We start from the raw sequence: 24794 nt of genomic DNA, 5'->3' as shown, positions 1-24794 counted from the left end.
GGCCGTACCCCGGGCCGCCCCCACACCCCCCCCCCGGGGCGCGGGGGGGGCCCCGGCCCCCCCCGCCGGGGGGGGGGGCGGGGGGCCCCGGGGCCGTCAGCACGGTGCAGCGGTCAGGACCGTCAGAACTGGACGTCGGTGCAGGAGTAGAAGGCGTTTCCGGTGTCGGCGACGTCCCAGACCGCCACCACCACCTGGTGGCCGGTGCGACCGCTGGGGAGGGTCGCGGTGTGGGTGGTGGTGGCGGCGGGCTGGCGGCCGTTGTAGGGGACGGTCAGGAAGGGGGTGAGGTCCAGGCTGCCCCGGGTGATCGGCTGGCTCGCGTCGTAACCGGGCTTGGTGAGGTAGTACCTGAAGTTCGTGGTGGAGTGCCGGGCCTCGATGTACCAGGTGAAGGTGAGCTGCTGGCCCGCCGTCACCCGGGTGGTCGGCCAGGTGCCGTTGCGCGGGTCGTCCAGCGGGGCCCAACGGGCGTCCCCGCCGGCGCAGATGGTGCCGTCGGCCGGGCCCCGGCCGGGGAAGCCCTTCGGGCCCTCGACGCTCTGCGGTTCCCACTGGATGTCGCCGCAGTCCCAGGGCACCCCGCCCGCTCCGCAGAGCGCGGACCGGCTGGGCGGCAGGTTGATGTAGCCGTGCGACTGGGCGGGCAGGGCCAGCACGAGCGGGAGCGCGATCGCGGCTGCGGCCGCGACGGCGAGATGACGTTTGCGCATGGTGCTCCTCCGTGGGGGTGGATGGAGTGTGCGCCCGACGTAGGGCGCGCGCGTGGGGGCGCGGCCGAAGATCGTGGCATGCCTGCGTCAGGTCGGTGCTGACACCGTAGAAGCCCCCGTCCGGGCCGTCAATGGTCTGAACCATTGCCGGGTCATTGCCAGGCCATTGCCGTGCCCCGCGCCCTCGCGCCCCGCAGGTCAGGGAATCAGGACGATCTTGCCGCTGACGGTCCCGGACTCCGCCAGTCGCAGGGCCTCGGCCGCCCGGGCGAGCGGGAGCCGGGCGGCGATCCGGGCGGTGACGTCACCGCGGGCGACGGCGGCGAACACCTGGGCGAGGTCGGACCGGAGGCGGGCGCGGAAGCGGTCCCGGCCGAGGGCGCGGCCGGCCCAGATGTTGTAGAAGTGGGCGCGGCGGCCGTTGGGCAGGGTGTTCCAGAGCCAGGTGCGGGCGAGGATCTTCAGCACCGGCCACTGCTTGGAGCCGGTGTCGTCGCGGGTGGAGGCGCTGCCGTAGGCGACGAGCGTGCCGCCGGGGGCGAGCAGGTGCCAGGAGTCGATCACGCTGCGCCCGCCGACGTGGTCGAACACGGCGTCCACCCCGCCGGGCGCCAGCTCCCGGACCCGGGCCGCCACGTCCTCCGTGCGGTAGTCGACCGGGGTCACGCCGAGCTCCCGCAGGGCGTCGTGGTGCCGCGCGGACGCCGTGCCGATCACCTGCACGCCGGCCGCGCGTGCCAGCTGGACCAGGACGGAGCCCACCCCGCCGGAGGCGCCGTGCACCAGGATCCGCTGCCCGGCGCGCACCCGTGCCCGGCGGTGCAGCAGCTGCCAGGCCGTGATGCCGTTGACCACCACGGTCTCCGCCTCGGCCGCGGTGAGGCCGTCCGGGACGGGCACGGCGTCGGCGGCGTCGACCGCCACGTGGCTGGCCCACCCGCCGACCTTCATCAGGGTGGCCACCCGCTGCCCGGCCAGTCCCGGGTCGACGCCCTCGCCGGTGGCCAGCACCCGGCCGACCAGGTCGTAGCCGGGGACGAACGGGAACGGCGGCTGGTCGTAGTACCGGCCGCGGCGCATCTGCTGCTCGGCGAACGAGACGCCGCTCGCCTCCATGGCGATCAGGACCTGCCCCCGGCCGGCCTGCGGCACGGCTCCGTGCCGGATCTCCAGGCCCTCCGGCGCCACGATGCCCGGCAGTACGACCTGGACGAGGCGTTCGGTGTCCATGACGCCCTCCTTCTCGATAGATGTTATTGCCTTCGTTAGAAGTTATAACGGCAGGCGTCGGTGAGAGTCAAGAGGGAGAGTGATAGCCTCTAACGAGATGGTGATGTCATCGTCGTGAGGTCTGGAGGCGGCCATGGGCGCGTCGGATGTGAGGACTCCCCGGGAGCGCTACCGCGCTCAGGTGCAGGAGGAGATCAAGGAGCGCGCCTGGGAGCAGATCGCCACCGCCGGGGCCTCCGCGCTGTCCCTCAACGCCATCGCCAAGCGGATGGGCATGAGCGGCCCGGCCCTCTACCGGTACTTCGCCAGTCGCGACGAGCTGATCACCGAACTCGTCCGGGACGCCTACCGGAGCCTCGCCGACGCCTTCCAGGCCCGGGCCGCCGCGGGTGCCGACCTGGCCGGACTGGCGCAGGCCCTGCGCCGGTGGGCCCTGGACGACCCCCAGCGGTACCTGCTCGTCTACGGCACCCCCGTGCCCGGCTACCGGGCGCCTGAGGACACCACCCGGATCTCCGTCGAGATCATGGCCGTCCTGCTCGACGCCTGCACCGCCGAGCTGTCACCGGCGGAGCAGTCACTGGCCGTGTCGCCGTCCCCGTTCGACGCCCACCTCGCCGAACACCGGGCCTGGGCCGGGGAGCACCCGGCCCCGCCGGCGGTCCTCCACCTCGCCCTCGCCGTCTGGACCAGGCTGCACGGCGTGCTCTCCCTCGAACTCGCCGGCCACTTCACCGGCATGGGATTCGACCCCGCCCAGCTCTACGCCGCCGAGCTCCGCTCGCTCACCGGCCGCTGACGGGCGCGGGCCGGCCGGGCACCGGCCGCGCCTTCACGTGCGCCGACGGGCCCCGAGCGGCCGTCTGGCGCGCCCGGGGCCCGTCGGCGGTCAGGCTCGGAGGTCAGGCGTCGGAGTAGCTGAGGTCACCCACCGTCCAACTGCTCACGTCCTCGATGGCGATCCGGTACATGCCGCCGGTGTGGGGCAGTCCGAAGTCGCCCTGGAGGATCCGCGCCCGGTGCAGGTGCAGGTGCGTCGGCCGTGCGGGCACGCTGGCGGAGGGCGGGGAGAAGAGGGCGGCGAACGGCTTCAAGTGCTGTGAGGTGTGCAGGACTTCCGACACCCGCTCGAACCAGAGGGCCATCGGTGCGAGCCGGCCGGTGATGACCGCTCCGGGGACCACCACGGTCAAGGACATCTGGTTGCTGTGCTCGGACTCCACCATGGCGGCGATGTCAACGAGGAGCTCATCAGAGTTCGACATGCACCCAGACTATTGCGCCGCCGCCGGCTTCGGTGGCGTCGTGCACGGTTCGGTGCAGGCCGGGCGCGTGACCGTGCGCGCGGCCTGTCCTACGGCCTACGCACGGTCCGGCGTCCTGGGGAAGGTCTCGTGGATCTTTCCGGGGCCCGGGCCCTGGTGTCCCGGGAGGGAGCCCCGGGTCAGAGCTTCCACATCTCGGCGTACGGAGGGGTGAGTCGCTCCTGGCGGGAGCCGAAGTCGACGAGGACCGCGATGTCGCTGCCGTCCTCGACGTCGACGACCCGGCCGAGGCCGTGCTTGTCGTGGGTGACCCGGTCGCCCGCGGCGAACCGCTTGCGGGGCACCTCGGCCGGGGCTTTGAAGGGACTGGTGGGCAGGTGGCGCCGGACTGCCGGTGATTTCGTCATCCCGATCAGTATGCTCCGAAAAACCGGGGAGCGGACCCTCCCGGAGGGCCGGAACCCCGCCGGGTGACAGGGCACGACCAGCCGGCCCTGGCTCGGCGGACCCGCCCGGCCCGAAAAAATTCTCCGCCCGACCGGGCCCCGCCGCCGGCGCCCCAACTGCCGTGGCACCACCACCCGTTGCCGAGCCCGTCGGCGGGTGAGCCCCTCCCGTGGGGGAGGGGCCGGAAGGGCCGGCGGCGGAATATCCACCGCGACGAGCCCGGGCCTGCTACAGTCGATTTAGTTGCAGTAGTGGTTCCCATGAACTTTGTGTGCGCCTGCTGATGTATTGCAGGCGCATTTTTTGTTTTCCGGCTCTTTCCCCGGCGGGTGCTCATCGCGGCGACTCGGCGTCCGCACGGTGCGGACTTCGTACAGTCTCTCGAAGGAGATTTTTTAATGGCTACTGGTACCGTGAAGTGGTTCAACGCGGAAAAGGGCTTCGGCTTCATCGAGCAGGAGGACGGCGGCGCTGACGTCTTCGCCCACTACTCGAACATCAACGCCCAGGGCTTCCGTGAGCTGCTCGAGGGCCAGAAGGTCGAGTTCGACGTCACGCAGGGCCAGAAGGGCCCGCAGGCCGAGAACATTCGCCCGCTGTAGTTCTCTGCCACGGCACTCGCCTGGTAGCGAGGGGCCCGCACCGTGCACTACGCCCGGTGCGGGCCCCTCGGCCGTTCCACCCCCGATCGCCTCCGGCCGTTTTGGCCGCCAGGCCGCCCCGGCCGTACCGGGCCCTGTGGATCCGCCTTCGGCCGTCGTCCGCCGTCCCGCGCGGGCCGTGTTGCGCCGACCGCGCACACCGGCGCCCGCCCACCGGTGGCTGCACCGTCCATGCCTCGCCCGGCCGCATCGTCCGCGCCCCGCCCGGCACATCTTTGGCCCGTTTCTTGTGATCTCCGCGCGCCCGCGCAGCGGAGCCGACCTCGCGACGTGCCGTCCTGAGGAAGGTTCCGTATGAACCGCTCGAACCGCCCGTCGCACCGCAGCCCGCACCGCCGGACCGGAGGCCCGAACCGGGCCCAGGGCCGCTCCTCCCAGCAGGAGTTCGAACTCCCGGCCAGCACCACCCCCGCCCTGCCCGCCGTCGAGTCGTTCGACGAACTGGACATGCCCGCGGCCCTGTTGAAGACGCTGACCCGCCAGGGCGTCACCTCGCCGTTCCCCATCCAGGCCACCACGCTGCCGAACTCGCTGGCCGGCCGCGACGTGCTCGGCCGGGGCCGGACGGGCTCCGGCAAGACCATCGCCTTCGGTCTGGCCGTGCTGGCCCGCACCGCCGCCCGTGCCGCCGGCCGCAAGACCGAGCCGGGCAGCCCGCTGGCCCTGGTGCTGGTCCCCACCCGGGAGCTCGCGCAGCAGGTCACCGAGGCGCTCACCCCGTACGCGCACTCGGTGCGGCTGCGGATGGCGACCGTGGTGGGCGGGATGTCGATCGGCCGCCAGTCCCAGGTGCTGCACCGGGGCGCCGAGGTCGTCGTCGCCACCCCGGGCCGGCTGAAGGACCTGATCGAGCGTGGCCACTGCCGACTGGACGACGTCGACATCGCAGTCCTGGACGAGGCCGACCAGATGGCCGACCTCGGCTTCCTGCCGCAGGTCACCGAGCTCCTCGAACAGGTCGCCGAAGGCTGCCAGACGCTGCTCTTCTCCGCGACCCTGGACCGCAACGTCGACCGCCTCGTGCGCCGCTTCCTCAAGGACCCGGTCACCCACTCGGTGGATCCGTCGGCCGGAGCGGTGACCACCATGGAGCACCACGTGCTGCATGTGCAGAACCACGACAAGAACACCCTGATCGTCCGCATCGCGGCCCGGGACGGCGGGGTGATCATGTTCACCGACACCCGGGACCGGGCCGACGCGCTGGTCGAGGACCTGCTCGCCAACGGGGTGAAGGCCGCGGCTCTGCACGGCGGCAAGTCCCAGCCCCAGCGCACCCGGACCCTGGAGCAGTTCCGCACCGGCCAGGTCACCGCGCTGATCGCCACCAACGTCGCCGCGCGGGGGATCCACGTGGACGGCCTCGACCTGGTCGTCAACCTGGACCCGCCGGTCGACCACAAGGACTACCTCCACCGGGGCGGCCGCACCGCCCGGGCCGGCGAGTCCGGCACCGTCGTCACCCTCGTCCTGCCCAGCCAGCGCCGCCAGATGGCCCGGCTGGCGGCCACCGCCGGGATCGCCCCCACGGCCACCCGCGTCCACTCCGACGACGACGAACTCGCCCGGCTCACCGGCGCCCGCGTCCCGACCGGCATCCCCGTGACGATCCCCGACCCGGTCGTCGAGCGTCCCCGCCGCTCCGCCCGGGGCGCCGTCGGTGGTGGCCGCCGCCGCCCTGCCGGCGCTGCCGCCGCCCGTCATCCGCGCTCCGTGAAGTCCGCCGCGCGGTCCTGACCCGGTTCGCGCCGGTCCCGGTGCGAACCGGCCCGGTACGACGGCCCCGTGCTCCCCGCCCCGACGGGCGGTGGAGCACGGGGCCGCCCGCGTTCAGGCCCGGGGCGGGCCGCCTTCCTCGGCGAGGAGGAAGTCGAGGGCCGGCCGGGTCTGGTCCCTGAGCAGATGGCCGACCTCGGGGAGGAAGGTGACCGAGACCCGGGGTGCGGCCCGCTGGAGCCGGCGGCGGGTGCCGTGGGAGTCGATGAGCCGGTCGCGGCCACCGATGGTGACCTGCACCGGCATCTCCAGGCCCGCCAGGTCGCCGTCGGTGACGACCGGCAGCCTCTCCCGGCGCGGCCGGAAGTGCTGGTGGATGAGCAGCACGTACTCGCCGAAGGCGCGTTCCCCGGCCGTGGGCGGGACGGGGGTGGGGGCGGGGCCCAGGGCCAGTCTCAGCATCGTGCGCCGCCCCCAGTCCCCGAACGGCAGCACGAACAGCGCGGCGACCAGCACCCCCCGCTTCTGGCGGCCGATCCCGCAGGGGCAGCGCAGCGCCAGCCGGTCCACCCGCTGCGGGCGGCGGATCGCGTAGTCGAGTGCCAGCAGCCCGCCCAACGACGTCCCCACGAAGGCGGCGCGCTCGACGTGCAGCGCGTCCAGCACGTCGTCGAGCCACAGCGCGTGCGCGTCGGAGTGCAGTTCGGGGCGCACGGGGGCGCTCAGACCGGGCTCGCCGATCACGTCGACGGCGTAGACGCGGAAGTGCCGGGCCCACAGGGCCACGTCGTCCGCCCACATCGCCGCGTTCGCCCCGGAGCCGTGCAGCAGGACCAGGGGTGCCGCGTCCTCGGGGCCGCAGGCCAGGACGAAGGTCGAACCCTGACGGGTGGGGACGTGCAGCCGTTCGGCGGGCACGGGCCAGCGGTCCAGGAGGGCGGTGTACTCCCGGGCGAGGACGCGGGCGCCCTCGTCGGAGGTGTAGATGGTCATGCCGTACTCCACTCGCTCGATAGGGTGGTATCTATCCTTAAACTACTGTGAGGAGTGAAGTAAAGGTGATTTTAGGGAGTGATGGGGAGTGTTGCCTCAAGTGGAAACGACTCCGGCCCGGCCGCCGTGGGGGCGACCGGGCCGGGAGGCGGGAAGGCTCAGGAGCGCTTGGGCGGCAGCACGGCCAGTGCGAGGAGGAGCACCAGGACGCCGCCGCAGGCGTTCCAGAAGCCGTTCTCCAGATTGCCGATCCCGAGCGAGATCGGCTTCAGCTCCCGCCCCTTCTGGTACACCCAGAGCACGCCGGTGACCACCGCGACCACGGCGGCCAGGAGCAGGCCCGGGCGCGAGCGGACCAGCAGTGCCAGCACCGCGATCGCCGCGGCGACGGCCAGCAGCAGGAACATCGACATGCCGGTCGACGTGGTGCGGGTGGGTGACATGCCCCGGAACAGGTCGGCGACCGGTACGGACCTCGGATCGCTCTTGGCGTACCAGGGTTGGAACGAACTGAGCACCAGCCCTGCCGCGCCGGCCAGGGCCAACAAGCTTGCTACGGCGGTTCGCATGGGACGGGACCCCCACTTTCCTCTTGGTCGTGTGCCTCATGGCCGGCCGATCGTCATCACGATCGGCGCCCCCGCCTGGAGCATGCCATGGACGACCGGCCGGTCGGTGCCCAACAGCCGGATCAACGCCACAAGTTAGGCGACGGACGGGTGCGGCGCGCGAGCCCTCGGAACGCCGGGGCGGCAGCCGACGGGTCAGAAGATCGAGCAGCCGGAGAGGGTGGTCAGGGCGTCCAGGGCGGTGACCGCGGCCACCGAGTTGCCGGCCTGGTCCAGCCGGGGGCCCCAGGCGCAGACCGCGGCCCGCCCGGGCAGTATGGCGAGGACGCCGCCGCCCACGCCGCTCTTGCCCGGCAGCCCGACCCGGAAGGCGAACTCGCCCGCCGCGTCGTAGGTGCCGCAGGTGAGCAGGACGGCGTTGACGCGCTTGGCCTCGCTGCGTGACATCAGCCGGGTGCCGTCGGTGCGCACCCCGTAGCGGGCCAGGAAGGAGCCGGCCAGGACCAGGTCCCGGCAGCTGGCGGACACCGCGCAGTGCGCGTAGTAATGGTCGAGGACGGTCTCGACCGGGTTCTCCAGATTGCCGTGGCTGGCGATGAAGTGGGCCAGGGCGGCGTTGCGGTGGCCGTGCTCGGCCTCGGACGCGGCCACGACCGGATCGGTGTCGAGCAGCGGGTTGCCGGACTCCCGGCGGAGGAACTCGCGGACCGCCCCGGCGGCGTCGCCCGTCATGGTCTGCAGACGGTCGGTCACCACGAGCGCGCCGGCGTTGATGAACGGGTTGCGCGGGATGCCGTGCTCGCTCTCCAGCTGCACCAGCGAGTTGAAGGGATTGCCGGACGGCTCCCGCCCCACCCCGCGCCAGACAGTGTCCCCGCCGTGGGCCAGGGCCAGCGCCAGGGTGAACAGCTTCGAGACGCTCTGGACGGAGAACGGCTGCTCCCAGTCCCCGATCCCGTACAGCTCGCCGTCGACGGTGGCGACCGCCATGCCGAAGGCGTCCGGGTCGACCGTGGCGAGGGCCGGGATGTAGTCGGCGACATGCCCTTGGTCGCCCGTCGCCCGCGCGGCCGCCGCCGCGGCATCCAGCAGCAGCCGGTAGTCGAGCTTCTCTCCGGCGGGCATACCGTTCAACGCTGTTCCTCCATGAGCACGATCAGGACCACGACCTGGTCCGATACAGGATTATCCGTGCTCCGGGGCGTGCGAAGGATCGCCGGTGGCGGCGTGGGGCCGCTTCACGGCGGGCCGCTTTGCGACCCAAAAGGCAATCAAGTCATATTCTTGACCGGGTTCATCCGTCAGGGGGCGGAGGTGGGGGCCTGGACGGGCGGGCCGGTGAGGAGGGTGCCGGTGTCGGAGTAGGGCCAGCCGTTCGGGACGCAGCCGTGCAGGCCCTTGATCTGCTGCATCATCACCGGTGCCGGCGCGCCCGCGCCCGGGCAGTCGACGTGGCCGTTGCCGAGGACGTGGCCGACCTCGTGGTTGACGGCGAGCGCGTGGTAGAGCTCGGGCTTGCCGACGTAGAACTCCGACAGCTCCGTCCAGCGCTTGAGGTTGATGACGACCTGGTGGCCCACGCCGCAGTTCACCGTGCCGCCGGTGTCCAGGCCGTACTGGCCGCAGATCCGGTCGGTGGTCTCCGGGGTGGCCAGGTAGACGGTGAAGTCCACCGGGTCGGCGGGCATGCGCTGGAAGGACGCGGTGCCACCGGCGGCCCAGCCGTGCTGGACGTTCCCGAGGACGGCGTCGACCTCGGCGGCGAACTGCCCGGGGCTCTCGGCGATCCCGTTCTCCGCCCGCACCTTGTAGCGGTACAGGTGCTCGCCGGTGCCGAAGCGGGGCGAGCCGCCGGCGGCCGTGGTGAACTCCATCGGCTTCTGCCCGTCGCCCGGAGCCCACGGGTGCCACCACAGCAGGCCGCCGGTCACGGCGCCGGCCACCACCAGGGCGAGCGCGCCGTGCCAGAGCCGCCGTCGCCGGAATCCGGTGAACTTCCTCATCGGCTGCCCCCGGTTGCGAGGCGCGCCCTCGCTCCGGTGGTCGGGTCGGGTCCGGTGGACCCGCCGGGTATGGAGGTGCGGGGCGTCGGGGTGGGCATGGCGGTGACAGGCTCCTGGGCGGGTTCGGTCGGGATCAGACGAGTCTAGGCGGCGTTCGAACAAGTTTCGGACGGGTTCAGGCGGGTTCAGGCGGGTTCGGTCGGGGTTCGGACGGGGTTCGGTCGGGGTTCGGTCGCGGAAAGGAAGGGCGTTATGGGGAGGAACGGGCGAAAGCGGACCACCGGTTCAGCCGGTCGGTGACGGCCCGTCGGTCGCGCGGCCCGATCGGTTCCCGGAACCACTCGAAGGTGCCACCCGTGCGGCGTGTCCCTCGGCGTCGGCGGCGCTTTCCGCTGTCGTGGTGCACGTTGATCACCGGCCGCGCCCGAGCGGGCCCGGCCGGGCTTCCCCACCCCACCCCACCTCACCGGAGGCACCGCCATGTCCATCACCACCGTCCTCACCGTCGACGGCATGAGCTGCGGCCACTGCGAGAAGACGGTCAGCGCCGGGCTGGCCGCCCTCCCCGGCGTCACCGAGGTCAGCGCCGACGCGCCGACCGGCCGCGTCACCGTGGCGTCCGCGCAACCGCTCGACGACGCCGTGCTCCGTGGCGCGGTCGGCGGGGCCGGTTTCACCTTCGTCGGCCGGGGCTGACCCGCCCCCGGCAACCGACCGAGCGGGAGGGCCGGCCCGGGGCCGGTCCGGCAGATCCGCCGGACCGGCCCCGGGCACCCGGGCCGTAGACCGGCGTCAGCCCATGCTCTTCGCGCCGTCCAGGGCCTCGCGGATGATGTCGGCGTGGCCCGCGTGCTGGGCGCTCTCGGTGACGATGTGCATCAGCACCCGGCGGGCCGACCATTCGGCGCCGGCCTCGAACCAGGGGGCCTTCGGCAGCGGCTGGGTGGCGCCCAGGTCGGGGAGGGTGGCGACCAGGTCGTCGGTGCGGCGGGCCACCTCGGCGTACTCGGCCAGGACGCCGGCCAGCGTCTCGCCGGGCAGCAGGCGGAACTCGTCGGCGCGGCGGGCGAAGTCGGCCTCGGTGAAGCTGCTGAAGTCGGGCATCGCGGACGGGCCTTCCACGATGAAGTCCACCCAGAACCGCTCGGCCGTGCTCACGTGCTTGATCAGGCCGCCCAGGCACAGTGCGCTGACGGTGGTCCGCAGGCCGGCCTGCTCGTCGGTGAGGTCGCGGGTGGTGAAGCGCAGGAAGTGCCGCTGCTTGGCCAGGGCCGCCAGCAGGTCGGCGCGCTCGCCGGTGGCGGTGCTGTTGTTCGGGGTCGTGGTCATGGTGGTGGCCTTCCGTTCGGTTCCTGCTCCTTCGGACAAGGTCCACGCTAAACGCGATAGCGGCCACTTTCTGTCCTGAATTCCGGGATGATGGGAGTCATGGCGAACACCAGCACCCGGACGCTGCGACTGCTCTCCCTGCTCCAGACCCACCGTTACTGGCCCGGCGAGGAACTGGCCGACCGGCTCGGGGTCTCGATCCGCACCCTGCGCCGCGACATCGACCGACTGCGTGAACTCGGCTACCCCGTGGAGGCGCAGCGCGGCGTCGACGGCGGCTACCAGCTCGCCGCGGGCGCCGCGCTGCCCCCGCTGGTGATCGACGACGAGGAGGCGGTCGCCCTGGCCGTGGGCCTCCAGGCCGCGGCGGAGAGCCCGGTGGAGGGCATCGCCGAGGCCTCGGTGCGGGTGCTGGCCAAGGTGGTGCAGGTGATGCCCGCCCGGCTGCGGCACCGGGTCGAGGCGCTGCGCGCGGTGACCGTACCCGTCGGCGGGGGCGCCCCGGCCGGGCCGGGCGTCGACCCGGACCGGCTCACCGTGGTCGCGCTGGCCTGCCGGGACACCGAGCGGCTGCGCTTCTCCTACACCGCCGCCGACGGCCGGCACGCCGAACGGCAGGTCGAACCGCACCGGCTGGTCTGCCTGCACCGTCGCTGGTACCTGGTCGCCTACGACCTCGACCGGCAGGACTGGCGCACCTTCCGGCTCGACCGGCTGAGCGCGCCGCAGGGCGGTGGCGTCCGGTTCGGGCCCCGTTCGCTGCCCGCCGCCGACGCCGCCGAGTTCGTCCGGGCCGGTCTCAACGGTGTGCCGCACCCGTACCGGGTGGCGGCGCTGGTGGACGCCCCGGCCGCGACCGTCCGTGCACGGGTCGGCCGGTGGGGCACCGTCGAGGAGGTCGACGCCGGGCGCTGCCACCTGGAGATGACCGCCGACTCCCTGGACTGGCCGGCCATGGCGCTCGGCTCGCTGGGCGCGGACTTCCGCGTCCTCGGCCCGCCCGAACTGCTCGACCTCGTCGGGGAGTGGGGCGTGCGGTTCTCCCGGGCCGCGCGGGGCGGCGCGGGGGAGTAGGGCGCCGGAGCAGGACACCGTAGCAGGACGTCGGAGCAGGACGTCGGAGCAGGACGTCGGGCGGGCCGACTTCTCGTGCGGGTGGTGCTGCGGGTGCGGTGGGGTGCTGCGCGTGCGGCGGGTCGGCCCCACAGAGGGCAGGTCTACGGGCAGGCGGGCCGTGCGCCGCGAGAGGCCTCACGGCGGGATCGCCTCGACGGCCGCGCGCAGCCGCCCCAGCACGCCCGCCAACGCGTCCAGCGGCGGCGTGGCCAGCGCCAGCCGGACGGCCCGGGGGCGGTGCGGGCCGGTGGCGAAGGCGTCCGCCGTGGACACCAGGATCCCCTCGCCCGCGAGGACGGCCGCGACCCGGTCGGGCCGCTGGTGCTCCGCCAGGCCGAGCCACACCAGGTACGAGGCCGGGTGCGCCGTGACGTCCAGGCCGGCCAGGGCGGTGGCGGCGATGCGCTGGCGGGCGGCGGCGTCCGCGCGGCGGTGCCGCTCCAGGCGGGCGACCGTGCCGTCCGCGAGCCAGCCGGTGGCCAGCGCCGTCACCAGCCCGGGCGAACCCCAGGCCGCGGCGCGCAGGCTGCTGGTCGCGGCCCGCAGCAGGCGCCCGGGCAGCACGGCGAAGCCGAACCGCAGGCCCGGGGCCACGTTCTTGGACAACCCGGCGACGTAGCAGGTGTGTTCGGGCGCCAGCGCGTGCAGCGGCGCGGGCGGCGAGGCCTCCAGGAAGGCGTACGTGCCGTCCTCGATCAGCACGCAGCCGCGGGCGGTGGCGATCGCGGCCAGCCGGTCGCGCTGCGCCCGGTCGAGCACCCAGCCGAGCGGGTTGTGGACGGTGGGCATGGTGTACACCGCGCGGACCGGCCGGGCGCGGCACAGCCGCTCCAGCGCGTCGAGGTCCGGTCCCGCCGCGGTGACCGGGACGGGCGCCAGGTCGAGGCCGTGGGCGGCGGCGAGCAGCTTCACCCCCGGGTAGCTGAGCGCGTCGACGGCGAGGACGTCGCCGGGCCGGGTGAGCGTGCGCAGCACGCAGTCGAGCGCCTGCTGCGCCCCGCTGGTCAGCAGCACGTTCTCCGGGGCGGTGTCGACGCCGCGCCCCAGCAGGTACCGGGCCACCACCGCACGGTCGTGCCGGTGGCCGCCTGGCGGGTGCTGGCGCAGCAGCGCCTCGGCGTCGCCGGAGGAGGCGAGTGTGCGCAGGGCCTGCCGGAGCAGGTCCCCCTGCCCGGGGGCCAGCGGCTGGTTGAACGACAGGTCCGCGACCCGGGGCACCGGGAGCGCGCGCGAGGGCTCGATCCCGTCGTAGCCGGAGCGCGTCCGGACGAAGGTCCCCCGCCCCTGTTCCCCCACCACCAGCCCGGCGGCGGCGAGTTCGGTGTAGACGCGGGTGGCGGTGGCCAGGGCGATCCGCCGCTCGCGGGCGAGCGCCCGGTGGGTCGGCAGCCGGGTGCCGGCCGGGAGCGCGCCGGAGCGGATGGCCGCCGCGTACTCGTCGACGATGGCCTTGTAGGAGGGCGGTCGCATGCGGCACCTGCCGTCGTGGGGCGATGAGGGTCCAGGGTGTATCCAGGACAATAACTGGATTGTCCTGGAGGGTTGTTCCTAGCCTCGGTGCCGTCCGCAACCGGGCGGGCGCCGTGGGGGCGCCCGCCACCGCGCGGGCGTCCGCCGGGTTGCGGGCGTCCGCGCCCAGGCGAAACGGAGCACCCGGCATGACCGTCCGCAGCGAGCGGGACCAGCACGTCGTCACCCTGACCATCGACCGGGAGCAGAAGCTCAACGCCCTCGACTACCCGACCATCGACGCGCTGCTCGCCGAACTCGACCGCGTCGACGCCGACGACACCGTCCGGGCGGTCGTGCTGACCGGCGCCGGGCAGCGGGCGTTCAGCGCGGGCGCCGACATCCCGTCGCTGGCCGGGAGCATCGCGGGCGGGCCCGAGCGGGCGCTGCGCGAGGTCGTCCGGCGCGGCCACGCGCTGACCCGGCGGATCGAGGAGTTCCCGAAGCCGATCGTCGTCGCCGTCAACGGCCTCGCCTACGGGGGAGGGTGCGAGCTCACCGAGGCCGCCCCGCTGGCCGTCGCCGCCGAGCACGCGACCTTCGCCAAGCCGGAGATCTCGCTCGGCTTCCCGCCGCCGTTCGGCGGCTCCCAGCGGCTGCCGCGACACGTCGGACGCAAGCGCGCCCTGGAGCTGATCCTGACCGGCGATCCGATCCCGGCCGCCCGCGCCGCCGAGATCGGACTGGTCAACGCCGTCGTCCCGGCCGGCGAACTGCTCGACGCGGCACGGGGCCTGGTCGACCGGATCATCCGGCACGCGCCGACCGCGGTGTCCGCCTGCCTGCGGGCCGTCACCCGCGGCATCAACCTGCCGATCGACGAGGGCCTCGCCGTCGAGGCGGCCTGCTTCGTGGCCACCGTGCCCACGGACGGGGTGCGGGAGGGGCTCCGGCGCTTCCTGGACCGCCCGGCCGCCGGCTGAGACCGGCTCGCGCCCCTGGTGCCGGTGGTTCCGGGCTGGACTCGGCGTTCTTCGGCCAGGACGACGGCAACGCGGACGGCCGGGCCATCCGATCGGATGACCCGGCCGTCGCGGCTCACGGGCGCGGCTGGCAGTCGCGGCTCACAAGGGGGGTGCTCAGCGCTTATTGGGGGCGTGCGCGCTCACCAGGACACCGGGTAGCGGACGGGGTGCCCGCCGATCCGGCCGGGGAGGAGGCCGATCGTCACCAGGATGCCGGTCGAGAGGACCAGCAGCGGCAGGAACGGCAGGGCGGGCGGGGCCTGGAGCACCACGACCACGGCGCTCGCGACGGCCGGGGAGTGGGAGAGGTGGGTGAGCATCATCGCGCCCAGTGCGAGACCGGCGGCTATCGCGGCTCCCCAGGCGGTGCTGCCGGTGACCGCGAGGGTGGCGTAGCCGATCAGGGCGGACAGCAGTTGGCCGCCGACGACGTTGCGCGGCTGGGAGATCGGAAGCCCGGGGGCGCCGTGCACCAGGGCGGCGCTGGCCGCCACCGGCGGGATCAGCAGCGGCTGGTGGACCACCATGCCGATTCCGGCCAGCAGGAGCAGGGCGCCGACGGCGAAGACGGAGGCCCGCAGGGCGTGCAACGGGTGCGGCCTGGGGGTGTCTGCGGGCTGTGAGGTGGGCATGCGTGGGCGACTCCGGATGGGTGACGGGGGACCACGGGATGATAGGCGCACTGTCGCTCGAAAGGTGGGATGTTTCGTCTGTTGGACAACCACTGAACACTCCGTGGACGGACAGGCGGGCGGACAGGCGGGCGGACGGACAGGCAGGCGGACGGACGGGCGGCTTCGGTGGGGCGGTCAGAGCGACGGGGGCTGTATGAGCGTCGCCGGGAGGTAGCCGGAGGAGAGGCCGAGCTGCCAGCCGTGTGCCTGGACGGCGAGTGCGGCCAGGGCGATCGGGATGACCGGGAGCAGGCTGCGCGGGGCCGCGTCCGGAGCGCTGCTCTCGCGGTGCTGGTCGAGGCGGGCGGCGAGGGCCCGCTCGAAGGTGCTCTGGTCGTCGTCGAGCAGGACGCGCAGCAACTGCTGGTCCGGCGTGAGCCGACCGGCGGCGTCCAGCGCCCGGGCGGCCGCGGTGCGCTCCTCGGCGTCCGGTTTGCGCAGGGGCGCGGGGCCGGGGGCGACCCAGGGTGAGACGGCGGTCGGCACGACGTAGAGGTAGGAGCAGAGCGCGTCCAACTCGGCGAGGCTCGCCGGATCGGAGGTCGAGTCCAGGTCCGAGTAGGGCAGGCCCTTGCGGACCGAGGGCCCGTAGTCGTCCTTCAGTAGTGGGCCGAGCATGCGGTGGCGCTCCTGGATCAGGCCGCTGATCACGCACATCGCGAAGGCGTCGACCCAGGTGGCGGCCGTGGGGGCGAAGTCGACGGTGTCGCCGAAGCCGGTCTCTTCGCTGGTCAGCGTCTCGCCGATGAACGGGAAGGGGACCTCGAAGTCGCCGCGGGGGAAGCAGCCGAGGGACAGCACGCCGAGGGAGCACTCGGCCGCGGTCTCCAGGATGACCCGGTCGGGGTAACCGCTGAGCGGCCGGCCCCCCAGGGTGAGCGCGCCGATGTGGTCGAGGAGCTCCTCGCCCATCGTCCGGATCTCCTTGATGGCCAGGCGGCCGTAGTGGATCCGGTACCAACTGGCGAGGGCCCGGTCCTCGATGCCCTCCAGGGCCTGGGTGATCCGCTGGGGCGCGACCTGGTGGCGCGTGACGTCGACGTCCACGATCCGATGCCGCCTTTCCTTGATCGTCTGCTGACGGAACGGCACGCTAGCACCGGCCGCTGACAGTGGATCACCCGTACGGGGGAGGGGCGGCGGCCCGGCCGCCGCCCCTCGTCCGGGCAGGTCAGAACGCCGAGTTGGCGCACCAGTGCGCGAGCAGTTCCTCGTCCCCGCGCACGTCGAGGCGGGCGGAGGCCAGGTCGAGCCGGCCGTACAGGAGCAGCAGCAGATCGGCGGCGCTCGCGCGGACGGTCGCGTCGGCCTCCGGGCCCGGGCCGTTCGCGTCGAGCCCGAAGCCGTCGGGCCGCAGACGGATCAGCCAGTCGCCGTCCGCGTCGGTGGCGTTGCCGTCGGTGGCGTTGCCGTCGGTGCGGGTGAAGCGGATGGTGCGGTCCGCGCCGCGCAGTTCGGCGATCCCCGGGGCGAAGAAGGCGGCGAAGGGCAGGTTGGTGAGGAATTCGGACACCCCGTCGCTGGCCAGCTCCGGGTCGAGCGCCGGGGTGCGCCCGAGGGCGAGTTCCGCGTCGGCGCGGTGCACCAGGGTCTCGAACAGCATCCGCCGTACCCAGAAGCGGGCGTGCTGGTCGGCGCCCCAGGCCCACATCGGGGCGTCGAGGTCGGTCTCCGCGAACGCGGCGCCGGCCTCGGCCGCGGCCTCCGCCAGCCAGGCGGGGTAGCCGTCCGGCGCGGCGGGCAGCCGCAGGTCGACCTCGCGGCTGCGGGGCGGCTGCTGGATCCGCTGCCGGAGCAGGACGGTGAACCAGCGCTGCACGCTGCCGGTGTGGCGGGTGAGGTCGGTCAGTGTCCAGCCGGGGCAGGTGGGCACCGGGGTGGTCGGGTCGGCGTCCTGGAGGGCGGCGACGAGGCGGGCGGTCTCCGCGGCGACGGCGGCGCCGTGGTCGATGGTGGTCATGAGGGTGCTCGCTCGGTGTCGGGGTGGCGGGGCGGGGGGAAACGGTCGGACGAGGGAGAAACGGTCGGACCAGGGGAAACGGTCGGACGAGGGGGAAGCGGTCAGGCGAGGGGCTTGTCGACGACGGCCTTGGCGTGGCTGAAGGTGTCGAGGGAGTACTCGCCGTGGTAGCGGCCCATGCCGCTCTCGCCGACGCCGCCGAACGGCAGCTCGGGCATGGCGAGGTGGGAGACCGGCAGTCCGAAGGTGAGCGCGCCGGAGGAGGTCTCCTCGGTCAGCCGCTGCTTGGTGTGCGCGGACTCGGTGAAGGCGTAGAGGGCGAGCGGCTTGTCGCGCTCGTTGATGAAGGCGATCGCCGCGTCGAGGTCGGGCACGGCGACGATGGGCAGGATCGGGCCGAAGATCTCCGCCCGCATCACGGGGGCCTCGGGGGAGACGTCGGCGAGGACGGTCGGGGCGAGGTAGCGGTCGGCGCGGTCGTGGGTGCCGCCGGTGACGGTCCGACCGTCGCCGAGCAGCGCGGTGAGCCGGTCGAAGTGGCGCTCGTTGACGATCCGGCCGTACTCGCCGCCGACCGCCGGGTCGTCGCCGTACAGCTCCCGGACGGCGTCGGCGAGGTGGGCCTCCAGCGCGGGCGCGCTCTCGCCGATGGCGAGGACGTAGTCGGGGGCGACGCAGGTCTGGCCGGCGTTGAGGAACTTGCCCCGGGCGATCCGCCGGGCGGTGACCGCGAGGTCGACGTCGGGTTCGACCACCACCGGGCTCTTGCCGCCGAGTTCCAGGGTGACCGGGGTCAGGTGCCGGGCGGCGGCCGTCATGACGATCCGGCCGACGGCGCCGTTGCCGGTGTAGAAGATGTGGTCGAAGCGCTGTTCCAGCAGCGCGGTGGTCTCCGGGACGGCGCCCTCGACGACCGCGACGGCCGCCGGGTCGAGGTAGCGCGGGAGCAGCCGGGCGAGCGCGGCGGAGGTCGCGGGGGCGAGCTCGCTGGGCTTGAGGACGGCCGCGTTCCCGGCGGCCAGTGCGCCGACCAGCGGGGACAGGGCGAGCTGGAGCGGGTAGTTCCAGGGCGCGATGATCAGGACCACGCCGAGCGGGTCGCGCACCACGCGGGCCGCGGCGGGCCGGAAGAACTCGGGCACGGCGGCGGGCTTCGGCCGCAGCCACTGCTCCAGGTGGGTGACGGTGTGGTCGAGCTCGTTGAGTGTGAAGCCGATCTCGGTGCGGTAGGCCTCGGCGGTGCTCTTGCCGAGGTCCTCGTGCAGGGCCTGGAGGAACGCCTCGGACTGCTCGGTGAGCAGCGAGCGCAGCGCCGCCAGCTGGGCCTGGCGCCAGGCGAGCGGCTTGGTCCGGCCGGTGTCGAAGGCGGCGCGCAGGCGGGCGACCGTGGCGGCGGCGGTCTCCGGGGCGGTCTCCGGGGCGGTCTCCGGGGCTTCCGGGGCGGCTCCCGGCGTGGCTTCGGGAGCGGCTTCCGGGGTGGCGGCGGGGGTGTGGTTCATGAGGGTCTCGCGGTCCTTCCAGCTGGCTTGAGGACGTCGATGGTTTATGACCTCAAGCATTCTTGGACGGTAAACCTCAATGGTTGAGGATGTCAAGCAATGTGCCTATGCTCGACACCGTGCACCAGAACCCCCACCCGGACCCACCGGCCACGCCGATCGAGCTGATGGATCAGCTCGCCCGGGTGGCCGCGGCCTACTACCGCCACTTCGCCTCCGCCGCGGCCGGGCACGGGCTGACCCTGATGCAGGGCAAGACCCTCAGCCTGCTCACCCGGCCGCGCTCCATGCGCGCCCTCGCCGGTCTGCTGTCCTGTGACGCCTCCAACGTCACCGGCATCGTCGACCGGCTGGAGGGCCGCGACCTGGTCCGCCGCGAGCCCGACCCCGCCGACCGCCGGGTCAAGAGCATCGCCCTGACCGACCGGGGCGAGCAGACCGTCCGGCTGATCCGGGCCGACCTGATGTCCGGCCTGACCGCGCTGGAACAGCTCTCCGGCCAGGACCGGGCCGCCCTGGGCGCGCTGCTGGACCGGGCGTTCCCCGAGACGGCGGCCCCGCCGGCCTGAGGCCGGTCCGCCGGTCCGAGGCGGGGCCGGAGTCAGGTCAGAGCTTCTCGGCCTCGTGGACCTGGTGGAGGTGGATGAGGACGTCGTGGGCCCGCCCGAGGGCGACGGAGGGCAGCGGGTCCTTCGTGAACGTGGACCCGGCCTCGTAGACGGGGCGGGCGGTGTCCAGCCAGTCGCGGACCACGCGCGGGGCGGTGCGCAGGTCGACGTAGTAGTCCTGGCGGCGGACCTGGTCCAGGGTGTACTCGTTCATGCCGGGCGTGGCCGCGGGCACGGTGTTCTTCTCCCAGTCGGTGCCGAGGGCGGCGCCCATGGTGAGGAAGGAGCCCCGGTCGAAGGTGAACCCGATGTTCAGGTACTCCGGGCCGAGGGTGTCGCGCAGGATCGCGCCCTGCGTCCTGGGGTACATCTCGGGATCGCTGGCCAGGTAGCCGACGTGCCCGTTGTGGGCCGAGAGCAGCATCCGGTCGCCGGTGTGGCGCTGCCACCACGCGGTGTTGTCGGCCATGGCCTGGTCGCGGAGGACCTCCGCGGCGTTCACCGAGGCCTTGTCGGTGAGTTCGAAGGTGGCGAAGGCGAAGGTCTGGGCGATGATGCGGGCGTGCTGCACGGCCCAGTCGTACTCCTCGCCGCCGGCGCCCTTGGCGGCGGTGACCAGGTCCAGCGCCTGCTGCGCCTTGGCGGCGTTCTCCTTCCGCTCGGCCACCGGCCGGTTCATCAGGTAGGCGACGGTGTCGTCGAGCGGGCGCAGGCCCGCGTACAGCCCGTCGACGCGCGCCAGGGCCGCGGGGTCGGTCTTTCGCAGGTAGGCGTCGACCCGGGCGAAGACCTCCTCGCCGAGCTTGGGGGCGCCGACGTCGTCGCCCATGAAGTGGACCGGGCGCTCCGGGTGCTGGCGGTTGTACTCGCGCATCCAGCTGATCAGGTCCACGAACTCCTGGCGCTCCCACGGTGATTGGCCCAGTTCGTCCTTGACGATCTGCCGGGCGTCGCCCTTGCCGTCCTGGAGGTACTTGTCGATCTTCAGGCCCGCCGACCAGCTCATCTCCAGGGCGAAGGTGGTGAAGCCCTTCTCCTGGACCAGGTAGCGGAAGACCCGCTCCTTCATGGTGAAGAACTCGTGCGAGCCGTGCGTGGCCTCGCCGAGGCCCACCACCTTGGCGTCCCCGACCATCGCGCCGAGCGCCCGCAGGTCGCTGGTGCTGCCGCCGGGCTCGGTCGACCGCAGCGGGTGCGCGGACCGCTCCAACGCGCGGACCACCGTGCTCCGCTGGCCGTCCGCCGCGGGAGCGGCGGAGGCCACCGGGGCCAGCAGGGCGGTGGTGGCGGCCGCCACCGTCGCCGCGATCAGCCCGCGCCGGCCGATCCGCCGCTTGTTCACCGTGGTCATGATCTCTCCTCAGTTTCCTTGTCCCGAAAGCTCGGTGAGATGATCATCGTTCGCGGCGGGGGTGCGGCGCGCTGGGGCCGACCGCCGGGTTCTTCGGGGGGATAACCCCCGACCTGCGTCGATGCGGGCTCCGCCCGGTGGGTCAGAGCGCCGCGGCGCGGTGCGTCGGGCGGCCGTCCAGGACGGTGAGCAGCACGGGGACGTCCGGCAGTTCGGTGGCGGGGGTGGTGAGCGGGTCGGCGGCCAAGGCGGTGAGGTCGGCGCGGTGCCCGACGGCGATCCGGCCGGCCTGCTGCTCCTCCCCGGCCGCGTGCGCGGCGTTGACGGTCATCGCCCGCAGCGCCTCCAGGGCGGTGAGCGCCTGCCCGGGGTGGTGCGGCGGCTGGGTCAGGTCGCGGCTCGGGCGGCGGTGGCGGGCGCCGGCCAGCACGCCGAGCGGCGGGTAGGGGGCGATCGGCCAGTCCGAGCCGAGCACGACGGTGGCGCCCGCGTCCCACAGGTCGCGGCAGCGCCAGGCGCGGTCGGCGCGCTCCTCGCCGAGGCGGCGGGACCAGTTGTCGGTGTGGTCGGCCCGGGTGAAGTCGCAGCAGTGGGTGGGCTGCATGGAGGCGGTCACGCCCAGCTCGGCGAAGCGCCGCACGACGGAGTCCGGGACGGTCTCGATGTGTTCGATCCGGTGCCGGACGGTTCGGGCCCCGGCGGCGGCCGCCTCCGGCCTTTGCGCCGAGGCCGCGGCCACGGCGTCGAGCGCGTGGCGGACGGCGGCGTCGCCGATGGCGTGGGTGGCGGTCGGCACGCCGGCGCGGTGCAGGTGCGCGATGACGCGGGTGTACTCCGCCGGGTCCGGCCAGAACGCGTGGGTGGACTCGCCGTGGCAGTCCGGGCGTTCCAGCCAGGCGGTGCCGTTGTCGATGGTGCCGTCCATGAACAGCTTGACGCCGTCGACCCGCCAGAGCCGGCCGCCCCGGTGCTGCTGTTCGACGAGGGCGCGTAGCCCGTCCGCGTCCACCCCGGGCTGGCACCAGGGGGCGACCCGCAGCCGCAGCGGCAGGTCGCCCGCCTCGTCGAGTTCGGTGTAGAGGTCGAGGCTGTCGCCGTTCGCGTCCATCGCGTGGCCGCCGGTGAGGCCGGCGGCGGCCATGGCGGCGAGCGCGGCGGCCAGGCGGGCACGGCGTTCGGCCCGGGTCGGCTGCGGGGCGGCGCGTTCGATCAGTTCGCAGGCGGCGTCCTCCAGCAGCAGGCCGGTGGGGCGCCCGGTCGCGTCGCAGACCACCTCGGCGGCCTGGGCGAAGCTGCGCGGGCCGTCGACGCCGGCGAGTTCCAGGGCGCGCGGGCTGGCGAGCATGGAGTGGGCGTCGAAGAGTTGGAGCAGCGCCGGGACGCCGTCGAGGACGGGCGCGAGCGCGGCGGACTCCACCGGCCGGTCGCCGAAGACGTTCGGGTCCAGGCCCCAGGCGTGCAGCCAGGCGCCGGGGGCGAGGGTGCGGACCTCGGCGGCGAGGGCGGCGCGGACCCCGGCGAGGTCGGTGCAGCCGGAGAGGTCGAGGCCGTGGGTGAGTTCGGCGCCGGTGACCGGGTGCAGGTGCCCGTCGACCAGCCCGGGGGTGACGACGGCGCCCTTCAGGTCGATCACGGTGGTGGCGGCGTCGGCGAGCCGGCGGATCTCCCGGTCGTCGCCGAGGGCGGCGATCCGGCCGTCGGCGACGGCCAGGGCGGTCTGCGGGAGGGGGCCGCCGGTCGCCGGGTCGAGCAGGCGGGCGGACAGGAGGACGAGGGAGGTGCGCACATCGGCTCCAACGGTGCTGCGGGGTGGGGGAGTTGAGGGGCGGAGTGGTCAGTCTTTCCAGGTGAGGGAGCCGTCGGGCAGGCCGAGTTCGCGTTCGGCGGTGGCCACGGCGAGCCGGGTGACGGCGGAGGGGTGGTCGCGCAGGCCGGTGTTGGCATGGGCGGCGAGGCCGTCGATCACGACCAGGATCTGAAGGACCGTCACATCGACGTCCTCGGTGCGGAATTCACTCTGGGTGACGCCCGCTTCGATGACGCCGCCGAGTCGTCCGCGCCAGCCGGCCTGCTGCTCCAGGACCCGGTCGCGCAGGACGGGCCGGTAGCGGCTGAGGTGGCGGGCGTTGATCCAGAGCCGGCTCATGTCGTCGTAGGCCGGCCCGGTGGCGCGGGCGAAGAACCGTGCGAGGTGGTGCAGCGGCGACCCGTCGTGCGGGTCGGCGGGCAGCAGCGTCTCCAGTTCGGCGGTGGCGGCGCTGCCGAAGGCCTCGGCGACGAGGTCCTCGACGGCGGGGAAGTAGTGGCTGATCAGACCGGGGCGGACGTCGAGCTGCTCGGCGATCCTGCGCAGCGTGATGCATTCCAGGCCCTCGGTGAGGGCGACGGCGGCGGCTGCCCCGACGATCTCCGCCCGCCGGTCGTCGGCGGATTTGCGGACCCGTTTGCGCTGAACGCTTGACGTCATGTGCCGGATGCTATTGAGTGTGCGACCAATAAGCAAGCAGGTGGGCACGACACCCCCACGGAGGGCCCCCAATGGCGTCCACGCTCCCGGACCACCCCCACCCCGACACCCGCGCCGCCGCGCCGCTCCAGCAGGAGCGGGCCGGCCGGGTCGAGGTCCACGGCATCGACCACATCCCCGAGACCGAACGGCGCGGCCGCGCCCGCGAACTCTTCCCCGTCTGGGCGGCGGCCAGCGTCAACTACCTCAACCTGGTCGTCGGCGGCGCCCTCGTCCTGGCCGGGCTCGACCTGCTCCAGGCGTTCGCGGTGGTCGTCGTCGGCAACCTGTTCTGGCTGGGCACCGGCCTGCTGGCGGTCTCCGGACCGGCCGCGGGCGCGCCCAGCGAGGTCATCACCCGCGCGATGTACGGCGTCCTCGGCAACCGCGTGAACAACGCCGTCACCGGCTGGATGATCTCCGTCTGCTACTTCGCGCTCAACCTCGCCGCGGCCGCCGTCGCCGCGTTCTCGCTCGCCGAGCAGGCTGGGATCACCCCGACCACCCCGATCAAGATCGCCATCGTGGTGGCCATCGTCGTGGTCACGCTCACCATCAGCGTCTACGGCCACGCCGCGATCCTCCGGCTCTACCTGCCGATCACCCTGGCGCTCGCCGCCGCCTTCGCCGTCGTCGGGTACGCGGTGCTCCGGCACGCCGACTTCGGCTACGCGCCCGCCGAACCGCTCTCCGGCACCCGCCTGTGGTCCGCCGTCCTGGCCGGCGTCACCCTGATCGCCTCCGGCCCGCTGTCCTACACCACCAGCGCCGACTTCTCCCGCTACCTGCCGCACACCACCTCCCCGCGCGCCGTCCTCGGCTGGACGGCCCTCGGCGGCTTCCTGCCCAGCGTCGCCGTCGGCGGCCTGGGCGTACTCGCCGCCAGCGCCGTCGACATGACGGATCCGCAGGCCGCCCTCCAGCGGATCCTGCCCGGTTGGTTCGACCCGGTCTTCCTGCTCGCCCTGGTCGTCGGCACGATCGCGGTCAACGCGCTCACCGCCTACAGCGCCGGCCTCGCCCTGCAAGCCGTCGGCATCAGGATCCGCCGCACGCTCAGCGTGCTCGTCGACGGCACCGTCGCCGTCTGCCTCACGCTGTACGCGCTGCTGGTCTCCAACTTCCTCGACACCGTCAGCAACGTGCTCCAGCTGACCGTCGTCCTGCTCGGCCCCAGCACCGCGATCTACGCCACCGACATCCTGCTGCGCCGCAACCGCTACGACGGCCGCGCGCTCACGGACGAGACCCCTGGCAGCCCCTTCTGGTACCGGGCGGGCGTCAACCCGGCCGGTGCGCTCGCCCTCGCGGCCGGGGTGGCCGGCGCCGCGCTGTGCGTGGACACCCTGTACACCGGGCCGGTGGCCGCGCTCGTCGGCGCGGACCTCGCGCTGCCGGTCGGCATGGTCGTCGCGGCGGCGGTGTACGCGGTGCTGATGCGCGGGAAGCTGAACCGCCGGGGCGCCTGAGCGCCTGAGCGCGGCCGTCCGACGGCCCCCGTCGAACTGCCCTTCCTCCGAAGGGTGCTGAGGGCGACCGGCCGGGACGCTTCCGGGGGCCGCCGGTTGAACGGGCCCCGGCAGCCGGACAGAACAACCGGAGGACAGCCCAGCAGGGCGTCAGTCAGTGGCAGAGCCACGACCACCAGGGACCCGGTTAGAACTATCAGTGTCAGTGGC

General features: G+C 73.6%; 25 protein-coding genes. 8 read left to right on the top strand and 17 right to left on the bottom strand.

From position 1 onward, the window contains the following. Positions 1-122: 122 nt before the first annotated feature. Positions 123-713, bottom strand: coding sequence for a lytic polysaccharide monooxygenase (locus ACFWPI_RS24745; RefSeq protein ID WP_380371932.1), 591 nt, complete (start codon positions 711-713; stop codon positions 123-125). Between the two features lie 198 nt (positions 714-911). Then, complete coding sequence (locus tag ACFWPI_RS24740; RefSeq protein WP_380371929.1) at positions 912-1943, bottom strand: medium chain dehydrogenase/reductase family protein; 1032 nt, start codon at positions 1941-1943, stop codon at positions 912-914. Positions 1944-2076: 133 nt separating this feature from the next. Here ACFWPI_RS24740 and ACFWPI_RS24735 point away from each other — a divergent pair, with 133 nt between their 5' ends. After that, the gene (locus tag ACFWPI_RS24735) at positions 2077-2742 is read left to right on the top strand and encodes a TetR/AcrR family transcriptional regulator (RefSeq protein ID WP_380371927.1); all 666 of its coding nucleotides are present in this window, start codon (positions 2077-2079) and stop codon (positions 2740-2742) included. 103 nt (positions 2743-2845) lie between these two features. Here ACFWPI_RS24735 and ACFWPI_RS24730 read toward each other — a convergent pair whose 3' ends face one another. Both ACFWPI_RS24730 and ACFWPI_RS24725 read right to left on the bottom strand, forming a co-directional pair. Continuing rightward, positions 2846-3208, bottom strand: a complete 363-nt coding sequence (locus ACFWPI_RS24730; RefSeq protein WP_063350358.1) for a hypothetical protein — start codon at positions 3206-3208, stop codon at positions 2846-2848. Between the two features lie 179 nt (positions 3209-3387). Beyond that, a complete protein-coding gene (locus ACFWPI_RS24725) occupies positions 3388-3615 on the bottom strand; it encodes a hypothetical protein (protein ID WP_063350359.1) in 228 nt (75 codons plus the stop codon). 438 nt (positions 3616-4053) lie between these two features. Between ACFWPI_RS24725 and ACFWPI_RS24720 the strand changes: the two genes are divergently transcribed. Together ACFWPI_RS24720 and ACFWPI_RS24715 are read left to right on the top strand one after the other, a co-directional pair. Further along, positions 4054-4257, top strand: coding sequence for a cold-shock protein (locus ACFWPI_RS24720; RefSeq protein WP_063350360.1), 204 nt, complete (start codon positions 4054-4056; stop codon positions 4255-4257). Between the two features lie 354 nt (positions 4258-4611). Continuing rightward, positions 4612-6054, top strand: coding sequence for a DEAD/DEAH box helicase (locus ACFWPI_RS24715; RefSeq protein ID WP_063350361.1), 1443 nt, complete (start codon positions 4612-4614; stop codon positions 6052-6054). Positions 6055-6147: 93 nt separating this feature from the next. Here the strand turns inward: ACFWPI_RS24715 and ACFWPI_RS24710 are convergent, their stop codons facing one another. The 4 genes from ACFWPI_RS24710 to ACFWPI_RS24695 all read right to left on the bottom strand — a co-directional run bounded on the left by ACFWPI_RS24710 (position 6148) and on the right by ACFWPI_RS24695 (position 9598). Continuing rightward, positions 6148-7026, bottom strand: a complete 879-nt coding sequence (locus ACFWPI_RS24710; protein WP_380371922.1) for an alpha/beta fold hydrolase — start codon at positions 7024-7026, stop codon at positions 6148-6150. A gap of 158 nt (positions 7027-7184) precedes the next feature. After that, positions 7185-7595: a hypothetical protein gene (locus ACFWPI_RS24705; protein WP_380337442.1), complete on the bottom strand. Its 411-nt coding sequence runs from the start codon at positions 7593-7595 to the stop codon at positions 7185-7187. 195 nt (positions 7596-7790) lie between these two features. After that, positions 7791-8720, bottom strand: a complete 930-nt coding sequence (locus ACFWPI_RS24700) for a glutaminase (RefSeq protein WP_063350363.1) — start codon at positions 8718-8720, stop codon at positions 7791-7793. Positions 8721-8896: 176 nt separating this feature from the next. After that, positions 8897-9598, bottom strand: a complete 702-nt coding sequence (locus tag ACFWPI_RS24695; RefSeq protein ID WP_380371919.1) for a DUF3152 domain-containing protein — start codon at positions 9596-9598, stop codon at positions 8897-8899. Positions 9599-10078: 480 nt separating this feature from the next. Between ACFWPI_RS24695 and ACFWPI_RS24690 the strand changes: the two genes are divergently transcribed. Beyond that, positions 10079-10294: a heavy-metal-associated domain-containing protein gene (locus tag ACFWPI_RS24690; protein ID WP_063350365.1), complete on the top strand. Its 216-nt coding sequence runs from the start codon at positions 10079-10081 to the stop codon at positions 10292-10294. Between the two features lie 96 nt (positions 10295-10390). Here the strand turns inward: ACFWPI_RS24690 and ACFWPI_RS24685 are convergent, their stop codons facing one another. After that, a complete protein-coding gene (locus ACFWPI_RS24685) occupies positions 10391-10927 on the bottom strand; it encodes a DinB family protein (protein WP_380371915.1) in 537 nt (178 codons plus the stop codon). 99 nt (positions 10928-11026) lie between these two features. Here ACFWPI_RS24685 and ACFWPI_RS24680 point away from each other — a divergent pair, with 99 nt between their 5' ends. Then, positions 11027-12001 (top strand): helix-turn-helix transcriptional regulator, encoded by a 975-nt coding sequence (locus ACFWPI_RS24680; RefSeq protein ID WP_380371912.1) that lies wholly within the window; start codon positions 11027-11029, stop codon positions 11999-12001. A gap of 177 nt (positions 12002-12178) precedes the next feature. Here ACFWPI_RS24680 and ACFWPI_RS24675 read toward each other — a convergent pair whose 3' ends face one another. Next, positions 12179-13513 carry a PLP-dependent aminotransferase family protein gene (locus ACFWPI_RS24675; RefSeq protein ID WP_380371909.1) on the bottom strand — a complete coding sequence of 445 codons (1335 nt, stop codon included), beginning with the start codon at positions 13511-13513 and terminating at the stop codon, positions 12179-12181. A gap of 188 nt (positions 13514-13701) precedes the next feature. Between ACFWPI_RS24675 and ACFWPI_RS24670 the strand changes: the two genes are divergently transcribed. After that, positions 13702-14475, top strand: coding sequence for an enoyl-CoA hydratase-related protein (locus ACFWPI_RS24670; RefSeq protein ID WP_380371907.1), 774 nt, complete (start codon positions 13702-13704; stop codon positions 14473-14475). Between the two features lie 182 nt (positions 14476-14657). Here ACFWPI_RS24670 and ACFWPI_RS24665 read toward each other — a convergent pair whose 3' ends face one another. The 4 genes from ACFWPI_RS24665 to ACFWPI_RS24650 all read right to left on the bottom strand — a co-directional run bounded on the left by ACFWPI_RS24665 (position 14658) and on the right by ACFWPI_RS24650 (position 18650). After that, complete coding sequence (locus ACFWPI_RS24665) at positions 14658-15149, bottom strand: HPP family protein (RefSeq protein ID WP_380337421.1); 492 nt, start codon at positions 15147-15149, stop codon at positions 14658-14660. A gap of 177 nt (positions 15150-15326) precedes the next feature. Then, positions 15327-16238 (bottom strand): immunity 49 family protein, encoded by a 912-nt coding sequence (locus tag ACFWPI_RS24660; protein WP_380371905.1) that lies wholly within the window; start codon positions 16236-16238, stop codon positions 15327-15329. A gap of 124 nt (positions 16239-16362) precedes the next feature. Beyond that, complete coding sequence (locus ACFWPI_RS24655) at positions 16363-17151, bottom strand: maleylpyruvate isomerase family mycothiol-dependent enzyme (protein WP_380371903.1); 789 nt, start codon at positions 17149-17151, stop codon at positions 16363-16365. Between the two features lie 101 nt (positions 17152-17252). Then, complete coding sequence (locus tag ACFWPI_RS24650; protein WP_380371900.1) at positions 17253-18650, bottom strand: aldehyde dehydrogenase family protein; 1398 nt, start codon at positions 18648-18650, stop codon at positions 17253-17255. A 119-nt stretch (positions 18651-18769) separates the two neighbouring features. Here ACFWPI_RS24650 and ACFWPI_RS24645 point away from each other — a divergent pair, with 119 nt between their 5' ends. Next, positions 18770-19219, top strand: a complete 450-nt coding sequence (locus ACFWPI_RS24645; RefSeq protein ID WP_244293532.1) for a MarR family winged helix-turn-helix transcriptional regulator — start codon at positions 18770-18772, stop codon at positions 19217-19219. Positions 19220-19256: 37 nt separating this feature from the next. Here ACFWPI_RS24645 and ACFWPI_RS24640 read toward each other — a convergent pair whose 3' ends face one another. The 3 genes from ACFWPI_RS24640 to ACFWPI_RS24630 all read right to left on the bottom strand — a co-directional run bounded on the left by ACFWPI_RS24640 (position 19257) and on the right by ACFWPI_RS24630 (position 23076). After that, positions 19257-20609 (bottom strand): erythromycin esterase family protein, encoded by a 1353-nt coding sequence (locus ACFWPI_RS24640; protein ID WP_380371897.1) that lies wholly within the window; start codon positions 20607-20609, stop codon positions 19257-19259. 142 nt (positions 20610-20751) lie between these two features. Beyond that, entirely contained in the window at positions 20752-22395 is a 1644-nt protein-coding gene (locus ACFWPI_RS24635; RefSeq protein ID WP_380371895.1) for an amidohydrolase, read from the bottom strand. Between the two features lie 48 nt (positions 22396-22443). After that, positions 22444-23076 (bottom strand): TetR/AcrR family transcriptional regulator, encoded by a 633-nt coding sequence (locus ACFWPI_RS24630; RefSeq protein WP_380371892.1) that lies wholly within the window; start codon positions 23074-23076, stop codon positions 22444-22446. 71 nt (positions 23077-23147) lie between these two features. On the opposite strand from ACFWPI_RS24630, the gene ACFWPI_RS24625 reads away from it, so the two are divergent. Then, positions 23148-24584 (top strand): purine-cytosine permease family protein, encoded by a 1437-nt coding sequence (locus tag ACFWPI_RS24625; protein WP_380371890.1) that lies wholly within the window; start codon positions 23148-23150, stop codon positions 24582-24584. The last annotated feature ends 210 nt before the right edge of the window (positions 24585-24794 follow it).

The organism is Kitasatospora sp. NPDC058492 (genome assembly GCF_042720685.1).
Lineage (GTDB): Bacteria > Actinomycetota > Actinomycetes > Streptomycetales > Streptomycetaceae > Kitasatospora.
Note: the sequence above shows the minus strand (reverse complement) of the source record. Positions and strands in the feature narration are given on the sequence as shown.